The organism is Anaerostipes sp. PC18, assembly GCF_039789045.1.
Lineage (GTDB): Bacteria > Bacillota > Clostridia > Lachnospirales > Lachnospiraceae > Anaerostipes > Anaerostipes hominis.
Genome location: NZ_CP121164.1, coordinates 1 through 19119 on the forward strand (window position 1 = coordinate 1; position 19119 = coordinate 19119).

Here is a 19119-nt window from a genome sequence, read left to right on the forward strand (position 1 = left end):
ATGAAGAAAAAAATCGAAGCGATCTGGGATGACGTTTTGTTAAAACTTGAACAGGAACACGATATTTCAAGTGCTGCCATCAACGCCTGGATTAAACCCCTCAATATTAAAGAAGTGAACGACGATCAGATTGTTTTGTCATTGAACAGTAATTTTGATGCCAGAGGCATACATTTTATTGAGAGTAAGATGTATGACTTTTATATTTCTCTGGCCATTCAGGATATAACAGGTAAAAAATACGAAATTTCTTTTGTTCTGGAAGAAGCTAAGAAGAAAAAGGCTCCTGCATCCCGCACGGATACCCAGCTTCAGGATTCTAATAATTTAAATCCAAGATATACGTTCGACAGTTTCGTCGTCGGAACAAACAATCAAATGGCTCATGCCGCCTGCATTGCCGTGGCAGAAGCTCCGGCGGAAGCTTATAATCCGCTTTTTTTATACGGCGGCGCCGGATTGGGAAAAACCCATCTGATGCACTCTATCGCCCATTACATTATGGAAAATAACAGCAAGCTCAAGGTCCTTTACGTGACCAGTGAAGATTTCACCAACGAAGTCATCAATGCGATTCATCATAACAAACAGGAAGAACTCAGAAACAAATACAGGACCATCGACGTTCTGCTGATTGATGATATTCAGTTTATAATAGGTAAGGACAGCACTCAGCAAGAATTTTTCCATACATTTAATGCCCTTTACAACTCCAAAAGCCAGATTATCATATCTTCCGATAAGCCTCCGAAAGAAATCGAGACTTTGGAAGAACGTTTGAGAACCCGTTTTGGATGCGGTCTTACGGCAGATATCCAGCCCCCTGATTATGAGACAAGAATTGCGATCTTAAGAAAACGAGCCGAGCTGGACCACATTTATATCGACGATGCTATTTTTGACTACATAGCTTCAAACATTAAATCAAATATCCGAGAACTGGAAGGAGCACTGAACAAGATCAGGGTATATTCCAAACTCGAAAAGAGGCCGATTGATCTTGATTTGGCTAAAATTGCCCTGAAAGACCTTGTGGACAACGATACTGTTGTAAAAATTACACCAGATCTGATCATCACTACGGTGGCTGAACATTTTAACATCCAGCCGGCTGATATTATATCAAAAAAACGAAGCCATGACATCGCATATCCAAGGCAGATCTGTATGTACCTGTGCAAGAAGCTTACGGATACATCTTTTGTAAAGATCGGTGAATACCTCGGAAAAAGAGACCACTCTACGGTCATTCATGGTTCAGAGAAGATTGAGAAGGATTTACAGAGAGATTCTTCTTTATCCACGACCCTTGACGTTATTATAAAAAAAATGAACCCATCATAAGGCTTATACACAGAATCTTGTGGATAACCTGTGCCTTTTGTGTTGATAATGAAAACCTTAATTTCAGGCTTGTTGATAACCTTCAAGTTATGAAAGCTTTATCCGTGGCTTTTTAACAAGTTATTAACCCTGATTCAGCCTTAAATTAAGCCGTTTTTCAGGGTTATTCACAAATCCACAGCCCCTACGGCTTATACTGCGGATTTTTAATATATATTTAAGTATTTTTGAACCTGAAAGGAGTTATACACAATATGAAAATCGTTTGTAATAAAAGCGACCTGGTTTCCGGTGTCAGCATCGTATCCAAAGCCGTTTCCAATAAGACAACACTTCCTATTCTTGAATGCATTCTCATGGAGGCAAGTGCCGGTACGATTACTTTGACTGCTAATGACATGGAACTGGGCATTGAGACAAACATCAAAGGAAACATTTTAGAACAGGGAAAAATCGCTCTGGATGCCAAGTTATTTTTTGAGATCGTCAGAAAACTGCCGGATAATGATGTTACAATCGAAACCGATTCTGATTACAAAGCAACTATCAATTGTGAAAAAGCATGTTTTCATATTGTGGGACAGGAAGGATCAGAATTTCCTTATCTTCCGGAGATTGAAAAAGAAAGAAGCATCACTTTGTCACAGTTTACTCTAAAAGAAGTAATCAGACAAACAATATTTTCCATATCTGATAATGAAAATAATAAACTTATGACAGGAGAGCTGTTTGAGGTTGAAGACAAAAAATTAAATGTTGTATCATTGGATGGACACAGGATTTCCATCCGAAATATTGAATTAAAAGAGAGTTATGATTCCTTTAAAGTTGTCGTTCCAGGAAAGACACTTCAGGAAATTACAAAAATTATTTCAGGTGATGCAGAAAAAGATGTTATAATTTATGTAACGAATAAGCATATCTTATTTGAATTTGATCAGACCAGAGTTGTCTCAAGACTTTTGGAAGGGGAATACTATAAGATAAGTCAGATGCTGTCCAGTGATTATGAGACTAAAATCACGATTAACAAAAAGGAATTTTTGGACTGTATTGACCGTGCCAGTCTTTTGATCAGAGAATCTGACAAGAAACCTATTGTTATCAATATTACGGATAATTCCCTGGAACTGAGTATTTCATCTTTCTTTGGATCTATGGAGGAAAATATACTGATTCAGAAAGAGGGAAGGGATATTCTGATCGGATTTAATCCGAAATTTTTGATGGATGTACTGCGTGTCATTGACGACGAGGAAATCAATATTTACCTTGTTAATCCGAAAGCGCCTTGCTTTATCAAGGATGATTCCGAATCCTATATTTACTTAATACTACCGGTAAATTTCAATCACTAGAAAGGAAATCTTGATGGAGCAGATTAAATTGAATGAAGAGTATATAAAACTCGGCCAGGCATTAAAGGCTGCCGGTCTTGTAAGTTCCGGGGTGGAGGCAAAGATCGTCATTCAGGACGGACTGGTCAGTGTCAACGGAGAGATTGACACGAGAAGGGGAAAAAAACTGTACGGCGGAGAAGTCATCGAATTTGACGGACAGGCTGTAAAAATCGTGAAATAGTCGGGTGACTTATGTATATTCAGTCTTTAGAGTTAAAAAACTATCGGAATTATGACCGTCTGATCATTGAGTTCTCCAGCGGCACCAATATTTTGTACGGTGATAATGCACAGGGAAAGACGAATATCCTTGAGGCAGTTTATCTGGGGGCAACGACCAAGTCCCACCGCGGAAGCAAGGATAAGGAGATTATCCGTTTCGGAGAAAATGAATCCCATATAAGGATTCATCTGATGAAACAGGACATCGGACACCAGATTGACATGCATCTGAAAAAGAGCAGGACAAAGGGTGCGGCTATTGACCAGATACCCATCAAGAGATCCAGTGATCTTCTTGGCTTTGTCCCTGTCATATTTTTTTCGCCGGAAGATCTGAGTATTATAAAAAACGGGCCTTCTGAGCGGAGAAAGTTTTTAGATATCGAGCTTTCACAGCTTGAAAAAATGTATCTTCATCAGCTTTCCAGCTATAACAAGGTAATGGCACAAAGGAATAACCTGTTAAAGCAGCTGGTTTACCAGCGTGAACTTTTGGATACATTAGACAGTTGGGATCTCCAGCTTGTCAAATATGGATCGGAGGTTATCCGATACCGCCGGAAATTTATAGAGGATCTCAACGAGATCATCAGGGAGATCCACAAGAATCTGACGGGAAAAAAAGAAAAAATTGTTTTGAAATATGATTATAGTGTAAACTATGATGAATTTCTGACCGTTTTACAGAGAAAGAGAGAGATTGATTTAAAATATGCTTCCACAGGGGCAGGGCCTCACCGCGATGATATTGAATTTCTGGTAAACGGAATTGATATCCGCAGATTTGGGTCACAGGGGCAGCAGAGGACAGCGGCCCTTTCATTGAAACTTGCTCAGATTGAGTTAGTAAAAAGGCAGACCGGAGAGACACCGATTCTGCTCTTGGATGATGTGCTGTCAGAACTGGACAGCAGCCGGAAGAATTATCTTTTGGACAGTATTAAAGACATTCAGACTTTGATCACATGCACGGGACTGGAAGAATTTATTAACAGTCATCTGCAGATTGACAAAATGTTTCAGGTCAAATCAGGTAAAATTGTCAGAGAAAATTAGGAGGAACGTATGGGCACTGAGAAAAAAGGAGAATATGGTGCGGATCAGATTCAGATCCTGGAGGGACTGGAAGCTGTACGGAAAAGGCCCGGAATGTACATTGGAAGTACATCCGCCAAAGGGCTTCATCATTTGGTATATGAAATTGTGGACAATGCGGTCGATGAATCACTGGCAGGTTACTGTGATACGATTTATGTGACACTGAACAAAGATAATTCTGTTACAGTGCGTGATAACGGAAGGGGTATTCCGGTAGGGATGAATAAGAAAAAGGGCGTATCCAGCGTGGAAGTCGTATTTACAATTCTTCACGCAGGAGGAAAATTCGGAGGCGGAGGATATAAGGTTTCCGGAGGACTTCACGGTGTGGGATCATCCGTAGTAAATGCTCTGTCCAACTGGCTGGAAGTCAATGTTCATACAGATGGGAAAATATATAATCAGCGATATGAAAAGGGAAAAGTATGTTATCCTCTGAAGGTTGTGGGAGAGACTGAATTAAACGGAACCGAAGTAAGCTTCCTGCCCGATGATACAATCTTCGAAGAAACAATATTTGAATATAAAGTGTTGAGACAGCGTCTGCGTGAGACAGCATTTTTGACAAAAAACCTGAGAATTATTCTCAGAGATGACCGTCAGGAAGAACCTGTCGAAGAAGTATTCCACTATGAAGGCGGGATTAAGGAGTTTGTCACTTATTTAAACAGAGGAAAAGAAGCCCTCTATGATCAGGTAATCTACTGTGAGGGAGAAAAAGACGGGGTTTATGTAGAGGTTGCTATGCAGCACAATGACTCCTATAACGAAAACTCTTTAAGCTTTGTCAATAATATTATTACGCCGGAAGGGGGAACCCATCTGTCCGGCTTTAAAAACGCGCTGACAACAACCTTTAATGATTATGCAAGAAAGAATAAGCTGCTGAAGGAAAATGAGAGTAATCTTTCCGGAGAAGATATCCGTGAGGGACTTACATCCGTCATCAGCATTAAACTTGGCGAGCCTCAGTTTGAGGGACAGACAAAACAAAAGCTTGGAAACAGCGAAGCCAGAGGAGCAGTCAACAGCATTGTCAATGAGCAGCTTACCTATTTTCTGGAACAAAATCCGGCAGTTGCAAAGATTATATGTGAGAAAGCAGTTTTGGCGCAGAGAGCCAGAGATGCTGCCAGAAAAGCAAGAGATCTTACCAGAAGGAAGACTGCTTTGGATGGGTTCAGCCTGCCCGGAAAACTGGCGGACTGTTCTGACAAGAATCCTGAAAACTGTGAGATTTATATCGTCGAGGGTGATTCTGCGGGAGGTTCCGCAAAGACGGCCAGATCCCGTGCAACCCAGGCAATCCTTCCTCTGAGGGGAAAAATTCTTAACGTAGAGAAATCCAGACTCGATAAGATTCTGATGAATAAAGAAATTCAGGCAATGATCACAGCCTTCGGCACAGGCATTCATGACGATTTTGATATTGAGAAATTACGGTATCATAAAATTATTATTATGACAGATGCCGATGTGGACGGAGCCCATATTGCAACGCTTCTCCTTACGTTCTTTTACAGGTTCATGCCGGATCTGATCAAGGAGGGATACGTATATATGGCTCAGCCGCCGCTTTACCGTGTGGAGAGAAATAAAAAGTTTTGGTATGCTTACTCTGATCAGGAATTGAACAATATTGTCAATGAGATCGGAAGAGACAATAATAACAAGATCCAGCGCTATAAAGGTCTGGGTGAGATGGATGCAGAACAGCTCTGGGATACTACTATGGACCCGGATAAAAGAGTGCTGCTGCGGGTAACCATCGATGAGGATTCCGCATCTGAGATTGACCTGACATTTACGACACTGATGGGTGATCAGGTGGAACCGAGGCGTGAATTTATTGAAGCCAATGCAAAATATGTCCAGAATCTGGACGTATAGGAAGGAATATAATATATGGACGAGAATACAATTTTTGATAAAGTTCATGACGTTGATCTGAAGCAGACAATGGAGAATTCCTACATCGATTATGCCATGAGCGTTATCGCTGCAAGGGCCCTTCCTGATGTAAGGGACGGGCTGAAGCCGGTTCAGAGGAGAATCCTCTATGCGATGATCGAACTGAACAACGGGCCGGATAAACCGCACCGTAAGTGTGCACGTATCGTCGGGGATGCTATGGGTAAATATCATCCTCACGGTGACAGTTCTATCTATGGGGCATTGGTTAATATGGCTCAGGAGTGGTCGACCCGTTATCCTCTGGTAGACGGCCACGGAAATTTTGGTTCTGTGGACGGAGACGGCGCCGCTGCCATGCGTTATACGGAGGCAAGGCTCAGCAAAATTTCCATGGAACTTTTGGCCGATATCGGTAAAGATACGGTCAACTTTATTCCGAACTTCGATGAGACGGAAAAAGAGCCCCAGGTGCTGCCGTCAAGGTTTCCGAATCTTTTAGTCAACGGTACACAGGGAATCGCGGTCGGAATGGCTACGAATATTCCGCCTCATAATCTCACGGAAGTGATCAATGCAGTTGTAAAAATTATCGATGATCAGGTGGAGAGAAACCAGGTTACAGATATTGAAGAGTTATTAGATATTGTAAAAGGACCGGATTTTCCGACTGGTGCGACGATTTTAGGAAAAGCGGGCATTAGTCAGGCATACCGGACAGGACGCGGAAAGATTAAAGTCCGTGCCGTCACGGATATTGAGCCGATGGCCAACGGAAAACAGAGAATTGTCGTAACCGAACTTCCTTATATGGTCAATAAAGCGAGACTCATTCAGAAGATTGCAGAGCTTGTAAAAGATAAAAAAGTAGACGGTATTACAGAAATAAGGGATGAATCTGACCGTACCGGTATGAGAATCTGTATTGAGCTGCGCAGGGATGCCAATGCGAATGTCGTCCTTAACCGTCTGTTTAAACATACCCAGATGCAGGATACTTTTGGAGTTATCATGCTTTCGTTGGTAAACAATGAACCTAAGATCCTGAATCTGTTTGATATGCTAAATTATTATCTGGAACATCAGAAGGACGTTGTGACCAGAAGGACAAAATATGAGCTGAATAAGGCAGAAGAACGGGCTCATATTTTAGAAGGTCTGCTCATTGCCCAGGACAATATTGATGAAGTCATCAAGATCATTCGGGCAGCAGCAAATATCACGGAGGCGAAGACACAGCTCATGGAGCGTTTTGCCCTGACCGATGCACAGGCACAGGCAATCGTGGATATGAGGCTGCGTGCGCTGAACGGTTTGGAGCGCGCCAAGCTTGAAAAAGAATATAATGAGCTGATGGCAAAGATCACAGAATTAAAGGCGATTCTTGCCGACGAAAAACTTCTTTTGGGAGTGATCAAAGATGAACTGGTTCTGATCCGTGACAAATATGGGGATGAGAGAAGGACCTCTATCGGATTTGATGTAGACGATATTTCCATGGAAGATCTGATTCCAAGAGAAAATACGATCATCACTATGACAAAACTCGGATATATCAAGCGTATGACGGTGGATACCTTCAAAAGCCAGAACAGAGGCGGAAAAGGTATTAAAGGAATGCAGACCATTGATGAGGATTATATTGAGGAATTGTTTATGACAACTTCCCATCACTATATTATGTTTTTTACAAATATGGGAAGAGTGTATCGGATGAAAGCCTATGAGATTCCGGAGAGCAGCCGGACGGCCAGAGGTACGGCGATCGTGAATCTGATCCAGCTGCAGCCGGAGGAAAAGATAACGGCGGTCATCCCGATCAATGAATATAAAGAGGATCATTACCTGTTTATGGCTACCAAGAGCGGGGTTGTGAAAAAATCACCGATCATGGAGTATGCAAATATAAGAAAGACAGGACTTCTGGCGATTACGCTGAAAGAAAATGATGAATTGATCGAAGTGAAGTTTACGGACAATGACCAGGATGTATTTCTTGTGACAAAGAACGGACAGTGCATCAGGTTCCATGAGACAGATGTCAGATCTATCGGACGTACGGCGATGGGTGTCAGGGGAATCAACTTAGACGGAGACGATGAAGTCATCGGCATGCAGCTGAATTCCCAGGGAGAGGCATTGCTGTTTGTATCTGAAAATGGAATGGGCAAACGGACTGCCATGACCGAATTTACTTCTCAGCATAGAGGCGGAAAGGGTATCCGCTGCTACAAGATCACAGAGAAAACAGGAGATGTGGTCGGAGTGAAGGCTGTGGATGAAGAAAATGAAGTTATGATGATCACTACGGAAGGTGTCGTGATCCGGATGGGAGTAAAGGGAATCTCTATGCTTGGACGGAATACATCGGGAGTCAAACTCATGAATGTAGACGACAATGTGATTGTAGCAAGCCTGGCAAAAGTACGGGATGAAGAAGTGGAAGAAGAAAGCGAAATTTCAGAAGAAAAAACAGAATAAAGATCAAAAGTCAGAACATGCCGTCAGGAGTCTGTGTTCTGACTTCGCGTATCACAGATAAAGAGTGGATGAGAATAATTTTTTGGAGGAAATATGAGAACGATCCATACAGATAAGATTATCCGTAGTATCAGGGACATGTGTATTGAAGCCAACCTGACCTTGTCGAAAGACATGAAGTGCAGGCTGAAAAGTGCAAAAGAGGCAGAAAAGACTCCGCTGGGAAAGCAGATCCTCTGCCAGCTCAATGAAAATATGAAAATTGCCGAAGAAGAACAGATCCCGATCTGTCAGGATACGGGGATGGCTGTGGTATTTTTGAATATCGGCCAGGATCTGCACATTGAAGGTATGGATCTCCACGATGCGGTCAATGAGGGTGTCAGACAGGGATATAAAGACGGATATCTGAGAAAATCTGTCGTAAAGGATCCTCTGATCAGGGAAAATACGAAAGATAATACACCGGCGATTGTGCATATCGACATCGTTTCCGGGGATAAACTTGAAATTTTAGTGGCTCCCAAGGGATTTGGAAGCGAAAATATGAGCCGGGTATTTATGCTGAAACCGGCAGACGGAGCGGAAGGTGTCAGGAAATCTGTTTTGGAAGCCGTGAAGGATGCAGGACCAAATGCGTGTCCGCCGATGGTCGTCGGAGTCGGTCTTGGGGGAAGCTTTGAAAAAGCAGCTTTTCTGGCAAAAAAAGCTCTGACCAGAAACCTTGATCAGAGATCTGAAAAAGAACATATTCGTACCTTGGAAGAAGAACTCTTACAGGAGATCAATCAGCTCGGAATCGGGCCGGGCGGACTCGGAGGCAGCACCACTGCCCTCGGAGTAAATATTGAGACTTATCCGACACATATAGCAGGAATGCCTCTTGCCGTAAATATATGCTGTCATGTTAACCGCCATGTACATTGGGTTTTATAAGGAGTTAGAGAGATGAATAAATATGTAACAGTGCCTGCCGGAGCCGGTGAACTGAAAAATCTGCGGGCAGGAGATTATGTTTATTTGACTGGGACGATTTATACTGCAAGAGATGCGGCTCATAAAAGACTGTATGAAACGGCAGAGGAGAAAAAGGAGATGCCGGTAGACTTAAAAAATCAGATTGTCTATTATCTCGGACCCACACCGGCAAGGGAAGGCCAGGTGATCGGTTCGGCAGGACCTACGACCAGCAGCCGCATGGATAAATATACCCCGTGTATGCTTTCTCTTGGACTAAAGGGTATGATAGGAAAAGGCAAGAGGTCTATGGATGTGATCGAGTCCATGAAAGAAAATGGCGCAGTCTATTTTGCAGCAGTAGGGGGCGCAGGAGCACTTTTGTCAAAGTGCATTAAAAAATCTGAAGTTGTTGCATATGAAGACTTGGGAACAGAGGCAATTCGGAAGCTTGAAGTTGAGAATCTTCCGGTAATCGTTGTGATCGACAGCCTTGGGAATAATTTGTATGAAACGGCAGTTGAAGATTATAAAGCAAAATTTTTGGAATAATCTTTAAAATATTGTCAACACTATACTTGTACTTCACAAATACTTAAAAAAATGAAAGACAAGAAGGAGCAGATAATATGTTAAGGTATATTTTTGACCCCGAATTTAAAAAATATGGGAGAATAATAGAAGATTTTGATTTTAGCCAGCTGAAACAGTATATGGACCGTATAACGGCTTCAAAATATCTGGAAGAACAGCTGTCCGTCGAAGAGATGGAGAAAATGCCGGTGTGTCATAAGATTCAGTGCGAACTGTTTCATGAGCTTCCGGTACAGATTGGTTATATGAGCGGACATAATCACAGAATCCATGGAGTAGAGTATCACAAATCGAAAGTCATACATATTGCAGCGACAGACTGTGTTATGTACTTGGGTCTGAGCCAGGATATCGAACCAACCCACGAGTATCATACATCCAGAATGGAAGCGTTTTTTGTCCCGAAGGGCACAGCCGTGGAGTTAAACTGCGGCGTACTTCACTGTGCTCCATGCAATGTAAACGGATATGGGTTTAAGCTTATCTGTATTGCACCAAAACATACAAGTGAACCATTTTGTATGAAAGTAAGGACGGAAAAGGATAAGATTCTGTTTGCAAGGAACAAGTGGCTGATTGCTCATAAAGATTCCGATATTGAAGGGGCGTTTTACGGGCTCAAGGGTGATACAGAAGCAGTATAATAGAAGTCAGGACCAGTAACGGCATCAAATTTAATTTGGTGCTGTTTTTTTTGATTCTTTTATGTTTTTTTAGAATTTGACGATTTATCTGGATTTTAAGAGAAACAAGTTGCGCACACAAGCAACAAGTATTATTGTTTTCTTCGTTAAATAATAAACAAAAACGTCATGCTCGGACGTTCTTTGAAATTATTAACAAATTCCCTTTTTAACACTTGTTGTTTATTTTTAGAGCTCTTAAAATCGAAAGGAGAAATCATGCAAGACAATCAGAATATATCCGATGAATTGCTTCAGAAGATGGATGCGTATTGGCGTGCTGCAAACTACTTGTCTGCCGGACAGCTGTATTTATTGGATAATCCTCTGCTTCGTGAACCATTGACGGAAGAACAGATTAAGAAAAAAATCGTAGGACACTGGGGAACCGTGCCGGGACAGAACTTTATCTATACCCACTTAAACCGTTTGATTAAAGAGTATGACCTGGACATGATTTATATCTCAGGACCTGGTCACGGCGGAAACTTTATGGTTGCCAATGCTTACTTAGAAGGAACTTACAGCGAAGTTTACCCAAATGTCAGCCGTGATATCGAAGGAATGAAAAAACTGTTCAAACAGTTTTCTTTCCCGGGAGGAATTTCAAGCCACGTTGCACCAGAGACACCGGGATCTATCCATGAAGGAGGAGAACTCGGTTATTCACTGGCACATTCTTTCGGAGCCGTACTTCCGATCCTTCACTTAAACGGATATAAGATCAGCAACCCGACAGTCTTCTCAAGAATTTCTCATGAAGAACTGGAAAAATTCTTCGAGGGATGCGGATGGAAGCCATACTTCGTAGAGGGCAGCGATCCGATGCCGATGACGATGGAACAGCCGGAACATATGGATCAGCTGAAAGAATGGTTATTAAGCTATCGTCCGGAAGAACTGTTTGATGAAAACGGAGAAAAGACACAAAACAGAAATCTTATCCGTTAAAGACGATCAAAGTATTATGCAGAAATAAATATTTTATTTTAATTACTCTGGCATTTGCAGTTATTTATGTGTCTCTGGGACTGACATCCGGATCAAGAATCTATTATGCAAAGTATGTCCTTGGAAATGAATATCTGAACAGTACAATGACTCTGTTTAACTACATACCTACTATATTGACGATACTCTTAATCCCTGTATTTACAAAGAAGTTTGGTAAGATCAAGGCTTTGATTGCAGGATTTACCTTTTACGGAGCCGGATTAATACTGGAAATTCTGATGCCGACTTCACTTCCGTTTCTCTATGCAGGGCTGGTTTTCCAGGGAATCGGACATGCGACATTGGGATGGATTCTGGCAGCAGGAAGCTACGATGGGACTGCAGCAGTTCAGAGTGCTTCCGCAATCTTTGCGATCAAGTCGCTGTTTCTGTATATGCCTCTGATTATCACTGTGGCGGTACTCGTCATCTGGTACCTGTTCCTGGGAATTGATAAAATTTATCCGACTGTACAGAAGGATTTGAAAGCCAGGAGAGAAAAGAAAGCTTAAAATAGATAAAAAGGTAAGACACTAATATTTCTGTAGTTGTCTTACCTTTTTATATGTATATTATTTTATTAAATGATATTCCTTATAAAGTTTTATTCTCATATTCTCATCTCCGACAGCAAGCCGGGCATCTTCAATTCTTCCATCCAGAAATAATCTCTGCATCAGAGATGCAAACATATACTCACCTTCAGCCCTTCCTTCAGTTTTTCCCAGCTCTTTGCTGAACTTCATCTGTGTAGCGTAATCGGATAGATTTTTCTGACGGAAGAGATATTCATCCATGCGATTCGGATCACGTTCTAGTTTTTCCAGTTCCTTGACGGCTTCCTCGATATAGGGATCTTTCTCAATTATCATACGTTCCTCCTCTCTGTCTGCACTGATAAGGCATGCCCACTTATATAGGGTTTTATGATTATCTTTTACTTCAGATTTGTTCAGCTTTTTTAATTCAATTACATGGATTTCCCATTGGTCACTATATAGAGTATATCGTTGATCTTCCCTCATATGAAAGGAAGAGTAAAAATAATTGGTATCCGTAAACTGATTGAATCCAAGAATACTGATATGTATTGATTTAGAACATGAATCATAAGTATGCCCTGATTTTAAATCTTGTGTATAAACTTTTGACAAATAGGAAAATACCCTTCTGTCCCAATATGCATAGGGTAATACCTGCATTTCGATATTAATCTTCCCTATGTCTTCAACAATTGTGTATAGATCCAGAATAGATAATTTGTCTTCCGGAATATCCTTAGGCAAATGCCGGTCTTTTACATGAATATTTCCGATTTTTTCTGGTTGAATGTGAAGGATACTGCTCAAAAAGCCTTTTAGGACTTTAGGTTGTTTCATAACTTGAGTGAAAGCATAGTCGTTTTTTAAAGATACAAAAATATTTTTTCTCATCTTTTGTTTTATCTCCTATAGTTTATCATGAAAGAACAATTATTTCAATAATATCTATTATTTTACAATATAATCACTATAATGTCAATTTTTTACATGAATTCTCATTCATCATTTGTCTGTCGCAATTATTTTAGTACCCATAAAAAAATAGAACAAATTCAAAATAAATAATAAGTTTTGTATTTTATGTGTATAAATTCGTAAATTATCAATAAAAGTTCGTAAGAAACAGAATTGAACAGCAATACAAGACAAGGTATGATAATAGGACAAAGAAACAAAAAGGACAGTCAAGAGGAAAGGAGCATTATAGTTTGATGAAAAAGAGTCAAGTTTTAGCAGTTATGATGTTCGCCATGGTTTTTACCGGTTCCATACCTGCACAAGGGGTGTTTGCAAACGAATCGGCCAGACAGGCGGCAGTGAAAAATGTGGCAAAAGCAAGTCAGACAGTAACCCAAAGTGATGCGTTGGAAGATAAGGATGGGTTAACCCTTACTGAGGGTGCAAAATTGATTGATGATGATAATTCCGGAAAAATGCTGGAGATCACAGCGGGCTATAATAATCAAAATAAGGGACACGCAGAATTTAAGAATCCGGAAACTTTGTTCAAAAAAACTGATTTTACTCTGCTGTCTGACATAAAAGTTTCAGAATTTGGTGATGACACAAAAGATAAAATAGCTGCTTTCGTTATCGGAACTGACAGTAGAAATATTCGTATTCTGCCACAGTCAGGAAAGCTTGGATACGGGGCATGTGAAGGCGGTACTTCTGAACACACGGTGGATCTGAATAACAAAGCAGAAACAGGAAAATGGTGTTCTGTAGCTTTGGTTTACACCGAGAATGAGACAAGCGGGCTGGTCACTGTCTATATGAATGGAGAAAAAGTATCAGACCAGACTGAAATAGGTTTTAAGTTAAGTGAAATGGACGGAATAACAGGAAAGATTGCCCGATCCTATAATACAAATTTTCTTTTAAACGGTGTCTATGATCATATTGCTGTTAAAGATACTGCAACAAGTGAAAAGGATGCAAAAAAAGAGACAGCTGACCGTGTTTCTGAAAAAATTGAGCAGAGTGATGTTCAGGAGGCAGCGATTCCTGATAGAGATGATATCAGGGGCAATGTAACTCTAAAGAAAGTAACATCCAGCGGAACAAAAATTTCATGGAAATCTTCTGATGAATCTGTTATTTCTACAAAGGAAACAGCAAATGAAAATTATGATGCCGTTCCGGCAGGAATTGTAAACCGTCCTTCTGACGCAGATAAAAAAGTTACTCTGACAGCTACGTTTACGAGAGACGGAAAAAGTACAGATAAGACATATGAACTGACTGTAAAAAAAGCTGCAAAGAAACTGACGGAAGCTGATATGAAAGGATATTTCTTTACTTACTTTGCAGGAGAGGGTTATGATGATGGCGAGCAGATCTATTTTGCGTCAAGCCGTGACGGACTAAACTGGAACGATCTGAATGAAAATAATCCGGTACTTACTTCTAATCTTGGTGATAAGGGAGTGCGTGATCCATATATTATCCGTTCCCATGAAGGCGATAAATTTTATATGATCGCTACGGACCTGAAGATCAATGGTAAAAGCGGAGACAAATGGGGTGATGCTCAAACAAAAGGAAGCAAATGTCTTATGGTATGGGAGTCCAAAGATCTTGTGAACTGGTCTGAGCAGAGGATGGTTAAAGTAAATTCAGATAAAGCCGGATGTACCTGGGCACCGGAAGCTACTTATGATGAAAAGACAGGGGAATATATTGTTTATTGGGCTTCCAAAACCTCTGATGATAACTATGGAAAACAAAAACTATACTACTCTAAGACAAGAGATTTTTATACATTTACAGAACCAAAGGTGTTTATTGAAAAAAATCAGTCAAGTATAGATACAACAATATCATACAATGAAGCTGACGGATATTATTATCGTTATACAAAAAATGAGGGAAGTTCTAATAATGAACTGAATGCTAAGACTAAAACAATATTTATAGAGAGAAGCAAAACTCTTTTAAATGGAGATTGGGAGCATATTTCATCAGACTCTTTAAATGCAAACCAGTGGGTGGAAGGGCCTACTATGTTTAAATTTATCGGACAGAATAAGTGGTGTCTGCTTCTTGATAATTTCGGTGGGGGCGGATACTATCCTGTTGTGACAGAAGATCTCTCAAGCGGAGTATTTACAAAGCCTGAAAGCGCATATAAAATGCCGTCCAGAGCGCGGCACGGCACCCCAATCCAGGTAACCAATGAAGAATATAATGCCGTCATGAAAAAATGGGGAGATGTCGCCGAGGAAAAGGTGGAAGAATCTAAACAGGCCCCAATTGCAGAATATAATTTTGAGGACGGGGAAAAAGACATCGAGTTAAAGGCAAATGCAAAAATAGAGAAAGATTCCGATTCTAAATCTAATGTACTGAAACTTGACGGTACAGACGGCACCTTTGCACAGCTTCCATCCAGTCTATTTGAAGGAAGAAATAAGATGACCATTTCTATGGACGTAAAACCGGAGATGGATTCCGGAGCTTATTTTACTTTTGGTTTAGGAAAATCAGATAAGAAGTATATGTTCTTAAAACTTGCCGGAAAACAAGTGAAAAGTGTGATCACAAGTAATTCCTGGAATGGAGAGAACGGTGTTGATCAGAATCTCGAAGAAAGTACAAAAGGAAAGTGGCAGAATGTAAAAGTTGTCTTTGACGGACCGAAGATGCAGGTATATGTAAATAATGTACTGACAGGAACAAATGAAAATACGAAAATGTCCATTTCCGAATTGGGAAAGAATTTATCCGCATATTTGGGAAAATCTTTTTATAGCGGAGATAAATATTTCAACGGTTCCTTTGATAATATCAAAGTTTACAACAGAGCTTTCAGTCAAAAAGCTGTAGAGAACGAGTCACAGCTTGCAACATTAAAAGAGATGATAAATGGAGTCAAAAAGCTGAATGGAACGAAGTATACAGAAGAAAGCTTTGCGGCCTTGAAAAAGGCGGCCCAGAAACTGGAATCGTTGACTTATCCGACAGAAGCAGAACAAAAAGCAGCGGAAGAAGCATTCTATGATGCGCTGGCCGGGCTTGAAGTAAAAGGTGATACTTCCAATACCAACGGATTAAAGATTGTCATCCAGGCAGCAGAAAAGATCAAACAGCAGGGGTATACGAAGGCAAGCTTTGACCAGCTTCAGAAGGCATTAAAAGCGGCAGGGGAAGCTGCTAAGAATCCTTCTCTTACAAAAAGTCAGGCTGCTGTCCATATAGGGGCAATCCAAAAAGCGATGGATGGATTAAAGGCAGTACAGGTATCTAGAGTCACTGGACTTAAATCTTCTTCCAATAAGACTTCGTCACTAAAATTAAACTGGAACAAGGCTTCAGGTATATCTTCCTATGAACTGTACCGCTATAACAGCAGTAAGAAAAAATATGATAAGATCAAGACACTGAGTTCATCAGCATCATCTTATACCGATAAAAAATTAAAGTCAGGAACCATCTATACTTATCAGATCCGTGTGAAAAAGATTGACGGAGGAATTTCCTATTACGGTGTTTATACTAAATTAAAAACAGCTACAGCACCGGGCAAAGTCTCCGGATTAAAAGCAAAAAAAGCATCTAAAACAAAGATAAGATTAAGCTGGAAGAAAGTAAAAGGTGCTTCCGGCTATGCAATCTACATGAAGACCGGAAATGGAAAATATAAGAGAGTCAAGACAATCACAAAAGGCTCCACAGCCAAGTATACGAAGACAAAACTTAAGAAAGGCAGGAAGTATACATTCAAGATCCGGGCATACAAGAAGGCAGATAAGAATATTTACGGAAGTTATTCTTCTTCTAAAACATTAAAACTGAAATAAAAACAATAAAAAATCCTGAAAGTGATTTATCATTTTCAGGATTTTTTGCTTGTGCGCCCGGCGGCGCACGTTTCTAACCGGTGAAAGTCCGGAATCCGCCCGGTAGTGGGAAGGATATAGTCGAAAGCAAGGGTGTCCATCGTGAGGTGGAATCTGAAGGAAGCTGGATGTGGGGAACAAACTAACTCACGGGCAAACCTCTGGTCTGACGAACAGAAATCACATATGAGGCTATGCATGAGGATAAGGCCGCAAGCCAGGTCGAAGTCCAATAACTACACGGAATCATGTACGGTAAATGTGGCAGATAGGTGGAGGAAAAGAAACGTGTGGTACCCGGGGAGGTCTGCACGATATGTCCCGAAAGGGACAACCATTGTCGCAAGATAATGCTGAACGTGCAGAAGTCAGCAGAGGTCATAGTAGCCGAGAGGTGAAGGACTGAATCAGTAGGAGTCTTTAGTACAACCGGGAAAGGAGGAAAGAACATTGGGTACAGAAAACAACGAAAGCTGCTCACAAAGAGATAGCGCGGAACGTGAAGGGTATGTGAGAGCGCACCGTTCTTTCCGCCGGATATGGAAGGAAAGGGACAGTGCACAGCCGGAACTTTTGGAGAAGATACTGGATAAGGACAACCTTAACAGAGCTTTTAAGAGAGTAAAGGCAAACAAGGGAGCGCCGGGAATCGACGGGATGACTGTAGAAGAAACAGGCGCTTACCTACGGGAAAATCAAAAGGAGCTTATCGAGAGAATTAAAAGGGGAAAATATACGCCCGACCCGGTAAGACGAGTAGAGATTCCCAAGTCAGAGGGTGGAGTGCGAAAGCTTGGCATTCCAACTGTGAAAGACCGCATTTTTCAACAAGCCATAGCACAGCAGATGATGCCAATCTATGAGCCGCTGTTTTCGGACAACAGCTACGGTTATCGTCCGGGAAGAAGCGCAAAAGATGGCATTTTGAAAGTGAAAGAGTACGCAGAACAGGGATATACCCATGCAGTGGCATTAGACCTGTCGAAATATTTTGATACACTCAATCACGAAATGCTCTTAAATATTCTGCGCAGAGAAGTAATGGATGAAAGGGTAATCCAGTGGATTAAGAGATACCTAAAGAGTGGCGTCATGGAAAATGGGATAGTCATGGAAACAGAGGAAGGTTCGCCACAGGGAGGAAATATTTCACCCCTGTTGGCAAATGTCTATCTGAATGAGTTCGACCAGGAGTATGAAAGGCGAGGAGTCGCTTTTGTACGCTACGCAGACGATATCGTGCTGTTGGCAAGAAGTGACAGAGCCGCAAAGAGACTACTGGAATCCAGCACGAAGTATCTGGAAGGGACACTGAAACTGAAAGTGAATCAAAAGAAAAGTCGTGTAGTGAGCGTGTTTGCAATTCGAAATTTCAAGTTCCTTGGCTTTACATTGGGAAAGAACGGAAAGGGCATATATGTCCGGGTTCATGGAAAGTCATGGAAGAAGATGAAGTCAAAACTGAAAGAGCTTAGTTCCCGAAGGTCTTGTCAGAGCATACGCCCTTCATTAAAGAAGATAGAGAGGAATATGCGTGGGTGGCTGAATTACTACGGAATAGCAGATATGAAAAAAAAGATAGAAGACCTTAACTCGTGGCTGTACCATAGAATTCGCATGTGTATATGGAAACAGTGGAAGTTACCTAAAACCAAGAAAAGAAATCTCATGAAACTTGGGATACCCGAATATTTTGCACAACAGGCGGCAAACAGCCGCAGGAAATACTGGTATGTATCGGGAATGGGAGCGGTCAACAGAGCCTTAACAAAAGAAAGACTAATAAACAGTGGCTTTTATGATTTAGCCACAGCCTATCAGTCTGTGCACGTCAACTATTGAAACCGCCGTGTACCGAACGGTACGCACGGTGGTGTGAGAGGACGGGAGTTAGTCACTCCCTCCTACTCGATTTAAAAATTTATAAAGGTATATTAAGGCTGGTTTAAGAATAATGATTCATCGAGACTATGAAAAAAAGTCTGTAAATAAGATTCTTCTATGATAATGAAGGGCGAAAGTCTTGAAAAACAGGCTTTTCGCCCTTACTTTA

General features: G+C 41.1%; 14 protein-coding genes. 13 read left to right on the forward strand and 1 reads right to left on the reverse strand.

The window, feature by feature from the left end; translation table 11 throughout:
* The 11 genes from dnaA to P8F77_RS00055 all read left to right on the forward strand — a co-directional run bounded on the left by dnaA (position 1) and on the right by P8F77_RS00055 (position 12195).
* Positions 1 to 1344, forward strand: coding sequence for a chromosomal replication initiator protein DnaA (dnaA, locus tag P8F77_RS00005; RefSeq protein WP_024729054.1), 1344 nt, complete (start codon positions 1 to 3; stop codon positions 1342 to 1344).
* A gap of 254 nt (positions 1345 to 1598) precedes the next feature.
* On the forward strand, positions 1599 to 2702 hold the full coding sequence (gene dnaN, locus P8F77_RS00010) for a DNA polymerase III subunit beta (RefSeq protein WP_270431335.1): 1104 nt from the start codon (positions 1599 to 1601) through the stop codon (positions 2700 to 2702).
* 13 nt (positions 2703 to 2715) lie between these two features.
* Positions 2716 to 2925 (forward strand): RNA-binding S4 domain-containing protein, encoded by a 210-nt coding sequence (locus P8F77_RS00015; protein WP_148459817.1) that lies wholly within the window; start codon positions 2716 to 2718, stop codon positions 2923 to 2925.
* Positions 2926 to 2936: 11 nt separating this feature from the next.
* A complete protein-coding gene (recF, locus tag P8F77_RS00020; RefSeq protein WP_024729051.1) occupies positions 2937 to 4022 on the forward strand; it encodes a DNA replication/repair protein RecF in 1086 nt (361 codons plus the stop codon).
* Between the two features lie 9 nt (positions 4023 to 4031).
* Positions 4032 to 5954, forward strand: coding sequence for a DNA topoisomerase (ATP-hydrolyzing) subunit B (gene gyrB / locus P8F77_RS00025; RefSeq protein WP_006565392.1), 1923 nt, complete (start codon positions 4032 to 4034; stop codon positions 5952 to 5954).
* 15 nt (positions 5955 to 5969) lie between these two features.
* Entirely contained in the window at positions 5970 to 8456 is a 2487-nt protein-coding gene (gene gyrA / locus P8F77_RS00030; protein WP_287519371.1) for a DNA gyrase subunit A, read from the forward strand.
* 93 nt (positions 8457 to 8549) lie between these two features.
* Complete coding sequence (locus tag P8F77_RS00035; protein ID WP_287519369.1) at positions 8550 to 9392, forward strand: fumarate hydratase; 843 nt, start codon at positions 8550 to 8552, stop codon at positions 9390 to 9392.
* Positions 9393 to 9404: 12 nt separating this feature from the next.
* Complete coding sequence (locus tag P8F77_RS00040) at positions 9405 to 9965, forward strand: Fe-S-containing hydro-lyase (protein ID WP_024729047.1); 561 nt, start codon at positions 9405 to 9407, stop codon at positions 9963 to 9965.
* Between the two features lie 77 nt (positions 9966 to 10042).
* Entirely contained in the window at positions 10043 to 10651 is a 609-nt protein-coding gene (locus tag P8F77_RS00045; RefSeq protein ID WP_024729046.1) for a DUF4867 family protein, read from the forward strand.
* 258 nt (positions 10652 to 10909) lie between these two features.
* Positions 10910 to 11641, forward strand: a complete 732-nt coding sequence (locus P8F77_RS00050; RefSeq protein WP_330625661.1) for a hypothetical protein — start codon at positions 10910 to 10912, stop codon at positions 11639 to 11641.
* Positions 11642 to 11682: 41 nt separating this feature from the next.
* Complete coding sequence (locus P8F77_RS00055) at positions 11683 to 12195, forward strand: MFS transporter (RefSeq protein ID WP_347256448.1); 513 nt, start codon at positions 11683 to 11685, stop codon at positions 12193 to 12195.
* Positions 12196 to 12255: 60 nt separating this feature from the next.
* Here P8F77_RS00055 and P8F77_RS00060 read toward each other — a convergent pair whose 3' ends face one another.
* Complete coding sequence (locus P8F77_RS00060) at positions 12256 to 13116, reverse strand: Rpn family recombination-promoting nuclease/putative transposase (protein ID WP_287519366.1); 861 nt, start codon at positions 13114 to 13116, stop codon at positions 12256 to 12258.
* A 320-nt stretch (positions 13117 to 13436) separates the two neighbouring features.
* On the opposite strand from P8F77_RS00060, the gene P8F77_RS00065 reads away from it, so the two are divergent.
* The gene (locus P8F77_RS00065; RefSeq protein WP_287519364.1) at positions 13437 to 17027 is read left to right on the forward strand and encodes a LamG-like jellyroll fold domain-containing protein; all 3591 of its coding nucleotides are present in this window, start codon (positions 13437 to 13439) and stop codon (positions 17025 to 17027) included.
* Positions 17028 to 17516: 489 nt separating this feature from the next.
* On the forward strand, positions 17517 to 18908 hold the full coding sequence (gene ltrA / locus P8F77_RS00070; RefSeq protein ID WP_287519362.1) for a group II intron reverse transcriptase/maturase: 1392 nt from the start codon (positions 17517 to 17519) through the stop codon (positions 18906 to 18908).
* Positions 18909 to 19119 lie beyond the last annotated feature (211 nt).